At 70.1% G+C, this 4,574-nt stretch carries 3 protein-coding genes and 2 pseudogenes; 3 read left to right on the top strand and 2 right to left on the bottom strand.

What is annotated here, in order from left to right:
* Nucleotides 1-1,313, bottom strand: a 1,313-nt coding sequence (locus tag NBW84_RS11770; RefSeq protein ID WP_445548697.1) for a thiamine pyrophosphate-dependent dehydrogenase E1 component subunit alpha, incomplete at its 3' end; no start/stop codon positions are given.
* A gap of 596 nt (nucleotides 1,314-1,909) precedes the next feature.
* Here NBW84_RS11770 and NBW84_RS11765 point away from each other — a divergent pair.
* A complete protein-coding gene (locus NBW84_RS11765) occupies nucleotides 1,910-2,923 on the top strand; it encodes an LLM class F420-dependent oxidoreductase (protein ID WP_445548696.1) in 1,014 nt (337 codons plus the stop codon).
* A 196-nt stretch (nucleotides 2,924-3,119) separates the two neighbouring features.
* On the opposite strand, the gene NBW84_RS24255 is transcribed toward NBW84_RS11765, so the two are convergent.
* On the bottom strand, nucleotides 3,120-3,611 hold the full coding sequence (locus tag NBW84_RS24255; protein WP_445548585.1) for a hypothetical protein: 492 nt from the start codon (nucleotides 3,609-3,611) through the stop codon (nucleotides 3,120-3,122).
* A gap of 231 nt (nucleotides 3,612-3,842) precedes the next feature.
* Here NBW84_RS24255 and NBW84_RS24250 point away from each other — a divergent pair.
* Nucleotides 3,843-3,994, top strand: a pseudogene (locus tag NBW84_RS24250) (SAM-dependent methyltransferase); the annotation flags it as partial.
* A 157-nt stretch (nucleotides 3,995-4,151) separates the two neighbouring features.
* Nucleotides 4,152-4,574: pseudogene (locus tag NBW84_RS11755) on the top strand (hypothetical protein); the annotation flags it as partial.

Here is a 4,574-nt window from a genome sequence, read left to right as displayed (position 1 = left end):
TCGGTGAAGTCGGTCTCGGTGGAGCCGGTCTCGGTGAAGTCGGCGAACGTGGCCCGGGCGTCGACCAGTTCCTCGGTGTCGTGCGCGTACACGTGGTCGAACAGGCTCAGCGGAGCCGGGTCGGGCAGGTTCAGGCAGCGCTGCCGCATGGTGGCCGCGAGCGCGTCGGCCTCCCGGTCCAGGGCGCTGGCCGCGTCGTCGTCCAGCAGCCCGCGGCCACGAAGGTAGGCCGCCATCCGCTGGATGGGGTCGAGGGCGCCCCAGCGCGCGAGCTCCGACGCCTGGCGGTAGCGGGACGGGTCGTCCGCGGTGGTGTGTGCGCCCATCCGGTAGGTGACCGCCTCCACCAGGGCCGGCCGCCCCTGACGGGCCTGCCGCAGCGCCCAGCGCGTCACGGCCAGGGTCGCCAGCACGTCGTTGCCGTCCACCCGGATACCGGTGATGCCGAACCCGCGGGCCCTGAAATAGATCGGGACGCGGGTCTGCCGCCGCGTCGGCTCGGAGATCGCCCAGTGGTTGTTCTGGCAGAAGAAGACCACCGGCGCCTCGAACACGCCCGCCCAGTTGAACGCCTCGTTGACATCACCCTGACTGGACGCTCCGTCGCCGAAGTAGACCAGGGTCGCCGGCAGGCCGTCGCCGTCACCGGCGGTGCCGCCGCTCCCGGCGGTGCCGCCGGTGACGCCGGTGGTGGCGACGGGCCGGTGGGCCGTCCCGACCGGCCGGCGACCCAGACCCGTCCTGGTCTCCTTGGTGACCCCCATGGCGTAGCCGGTCGCGTGCAGGACCTGGGAACCCACCACGATCGCGTACGTCTGGAAGCCGTGTTCGTCCACGTCCCAGCCGCCGTGGGCCGTCCCGCGGAACAGGCCGAGGACGTCCAGCGGGTCGATGCCCCGGCACCAGGCCACCGCGTGCTCGCGGTAGGTCGGGAAGACCATGTCGTCGGCGCGCAGCGCCCGCGCCGAGCCGACCTGGGCCGCCTCCTGCCCGCGCAGGCTCGCCCACAGGCCGAGCTCACCCTGGCGTTGCAGGGCGGTCGACTCCTCGTCGAGCCTGCGCGCGATCACCATGTCGCGCAGGAGCCCGACCAGGTCGGCGTCGGTGAGGTCGGCGATGTACGGGTCGTAGGCGGCCAGGGGCAGCCGGTCCCCGTCCGGCGTCAGCAGCCGGATCGGCGCGGTGTTGTCACTACTGGCGTCCGTCGGGTTACGCGGGACGGGTGCGGCGACGGTGTCGAGGCGGTCCGCGTCGAGGCGGTCTGTGCCAGGAGTGGACTCTGTGTCAGCAGACTCTGTGTCAGGAGTGGACATGGCGTCCTCCGGTCGTCCTCGGCCGTTCCCGAGATCGTCGGTGGCGGCCTGCGCGATGGGTGTACCCGGTGGATCTCCGTTGGTGTCGGCATCCACGGGACGCGCCCGACGCGGCCGGCCACGCGGGTCGGCGGGACCGCCGCGCAGTAGACGATAGTCGCCCGGACACGGCGAGCAAGCTCGGACGCCCGGCCTGACCTCGACGAATCCGGCCCGGCCCGGCCCGGCCCCGGACCCGTCCCGGTCCAGCCCGGTCCCGACAGGTCCGGCCTGGCCTGCGCCGGGCCCGGTTCGTCCGGCTCGGCGCTTGCGGAGGGTGCGGCGCTTGCGGAGGGCGCGGCGGGCCATCCCGACGGTGCGGGCTGCCATGGGGCCGGTTCACCCGGCGCGGGCCTGAACGGATCCCGGCCGGTCGGTGGGTGCCTGCCGCGCGGGCGACGTCCCGTCGCGGTTGAGCCGAGCCGAGCCGGCAGGTGGTCGCTGCCGGCGACGCTCCCGGAACAGCCGACGCTCCCGGAACACCGGGGGCGGAGCCTGGTGCCGCGGCCGGGCCGCCCGACGGGCGGTCGCCGCCCCGGCCCGGATAGCGTGGTGCGGTGACAGTTGCGCAGACGCCCATCACCACCGGTGAGCCGGAGCCCGGCGTACCCGCCACCGCGGCCCGCCCCGCCGACCCGTCCGCGTCGGTGACGCTCGGTAAGGTAGGGATCTGGAGCGGCCAGTTCGACTACTCGCCGGCGTCCGTGGTGCGCGACGCCGTCGCCGAACTCGACGAGCTGGGCTATCCCGCGGTCTGGACCGGCGAGGTCAGGGGCCGGGAGGTGCTGGTCACCGCGGGGCTGATGCTCGCGGCGGCCCCCCGGCTGACCGTCGCCACCGGCATCGCGCAGATCCTCGCCCGGCACCCGCAGACGATGACGGCCGGGCAGCTGACGCTGGCCGAGGCGTTCCCCGGCCGGTTCCTGCTCGGCGTCGGCGTGTCGCACGCGTCCCTAATGGAGATCCGCGGGGTGCCGTACACCAAACCGCTGACGCAGATGCGCGCCTACCTCGACGAGATGGACGCGTCCGCCCGGGAGCAGTACCGGGCGGTTCCGCCGGCGTCGTCACCGCGGGTACTCGCCGCGCTCGGGCCGAAGATGCTGGAGCTGGCGCGCGCCCGGGCGGACGGCGCCCACACGTTCTTCGTGCCGCCGGAACACACCGCGAGCGCCCGGACGATCCTCGGGCCGGGCAAGCTGCTCATCCCGGAGCAGGCGTTCGTCCTGGACACCAACCCGGAGACCGCGCGGGAGCTGGCCCGGCGGCACACCGGCTCCTACCTGCGGCTGCCGAACTACACGAACAACCTGCGCCGGTTCGGCTTCACCGACAGCGATTTCGCGGACGCGGGTTCGGACCGGCTCGTCGACACGATCGTGCCCTGGGGCGACCCGGACGTCCTGCTCGGCCGGATCAAGGAGCATCTGGACGCCGGCGCCGACCACGTGTGCGTCCAGGTGCTCGACCCGGACCGCCGCGGCCTGCCCCGCCGGCAGTGGCGCGAACTCGCCCCGGCGCTGCTCGACCCGCTCGGCGAAAGCCGCCCAGGCCAGAGCGCCGGTCGCTAGAACGCCGGTCAAGTAGCGCGGATCCCATCCACGACCACCCGCGCAGGCCATGATCCAGGCTATTTTGTCGTTGTGTACGCTTTTTGGCCGCAAAAGCGTACACAACGACAAAATAGCGCCGATCTTCTCCGGTAGCTGGCGCCCATCGAAGCGGGCCACCGTTCGGGGGGATACGTATGGTTATCCGACTGGCGCTCTAGAACGAGCAAGAGCAACCGGCAGCAGGCCCACGTGAGCCGACGGGTGGTGGGGCGGCTGGCCCAGCGGTACCTCGCCGCGCCTCCTGGATCAGACGACGGACAGTGACGAACGCTGCCGCCAGGTACAGGTAGAAATCGACTGCCCTGCCGTTCTTCTCGGTGCGGCGGCGTAGCTTGCCGTAGCCGTTCATCCAGAAGTGGGTGCGCTCCCCGGCCCAGCGCCGACCGAACTGGACCGGGCTGCGTTCCCCCTTCGGGACGATCTCACCGGCCAGGCGGTGGGCGGCGAGCACGTCGCGAGACGGTTGGCCATGGTAGCCGGAGTCCAGGTGGACGGTGGCGGCGTCGGGCAGGCGATGGAAGTCGCGATCGCGGGCGCCAAGCAGATCTTCGGCGTCGGGCAAGGCCCGCGACCGGGTGAAAGCCGTCGTGGAACGCACCGTCCCGTTCGGCCTGGCCTGCCAGACGCTGACCGCTGTCTGGTACACCGTCGCCGGCCACCACTCCGACGGACGCCACCGACCACCACGCGCGCCCCCTGGTGCACCACCAAGACCCGCCTCTCCACCGCTGAAATGGCCGCAAGCTTCGCTGCGTCCTGATCGCCACCAGATATCAGCCCACTCGACCCGAACCACCGACCCCGGCGGAACTCCACACCCTCCGACTGGTCTGGGGCACCGACACCGCATAACCGCGAAAGTCAAGTTTCATGTCAGTACTTCCCGTGCAAAGTGATCTGGATGGTCCCGGGTCCACCGTTACCCGATATCGGCCTCAGCTTGAGGCCCTGCACGATCGTATCCAGGTCGACGGTCTCTTCGTCGCGTACACGACGCGGTTCCTGATCGAGGCCCGCAAGCCCGGTTGAGACTACATCTATGAGCGGCACGCGGCGTCAGTCCGGGTTTCCAGGAATCTTGGTGACGTGTTTCTTACAGAGACGCCGGCTCCGCCGCCTGCACGCGGTAGCATATCCAATGATCATCATAGGTGATGGCCCAGGTGTGATGCCACGGAGGTGGGCCATGCATCGATCGTTCGGTCCGGGGAAAATGGTCGCGTCGGCCCTCTTGCTGGTTCTGGTCCTCGTCGGCTGCGATCTGGAGGGCAAATACCACCCGCCGCTTCTCCCGATCGAGTTCACGCTGTCCGGCGACGGGAGCATCACCGTAAATGCTTCACGGCAGATCGTAACTCCATTGGGAACTTTCTCTGTCGAGGCGTCCGAGTCGAAAAAAATTCAAGCTCCGGCGAACGGCACCCTGCTCGTTGTCCGACAGACGGTCCTCGGCAAGGCAAGGGACAGCTTGTACAACATCCATGTTGCGGATAAGCTCCGCTTCCTGCTGGACGGTAAGTCCGACATGGCGACCGAACGGAACATCGTGACCCTGAACCTGGGAGGCGATGTTCACGGTATCCGGATCCAGAATGTTCAACAGGTGAAG

Origin of the sequence: Protofrankia sp. CiP1_Cm_nod2 (assembly GCF_920664355.1) — a bacterium.
Taxonomy (GTDB): domain Bacteria; phylum Actinomycetota; class Actinomycetes; order Frankiales; family Frankiaceae; genus Protofrankia.
The sequence above is the reverse complement of the archived record's forward strand: the minus strand, read 5'-3'. Positions and strand labels throughout refer to the sequence as shown.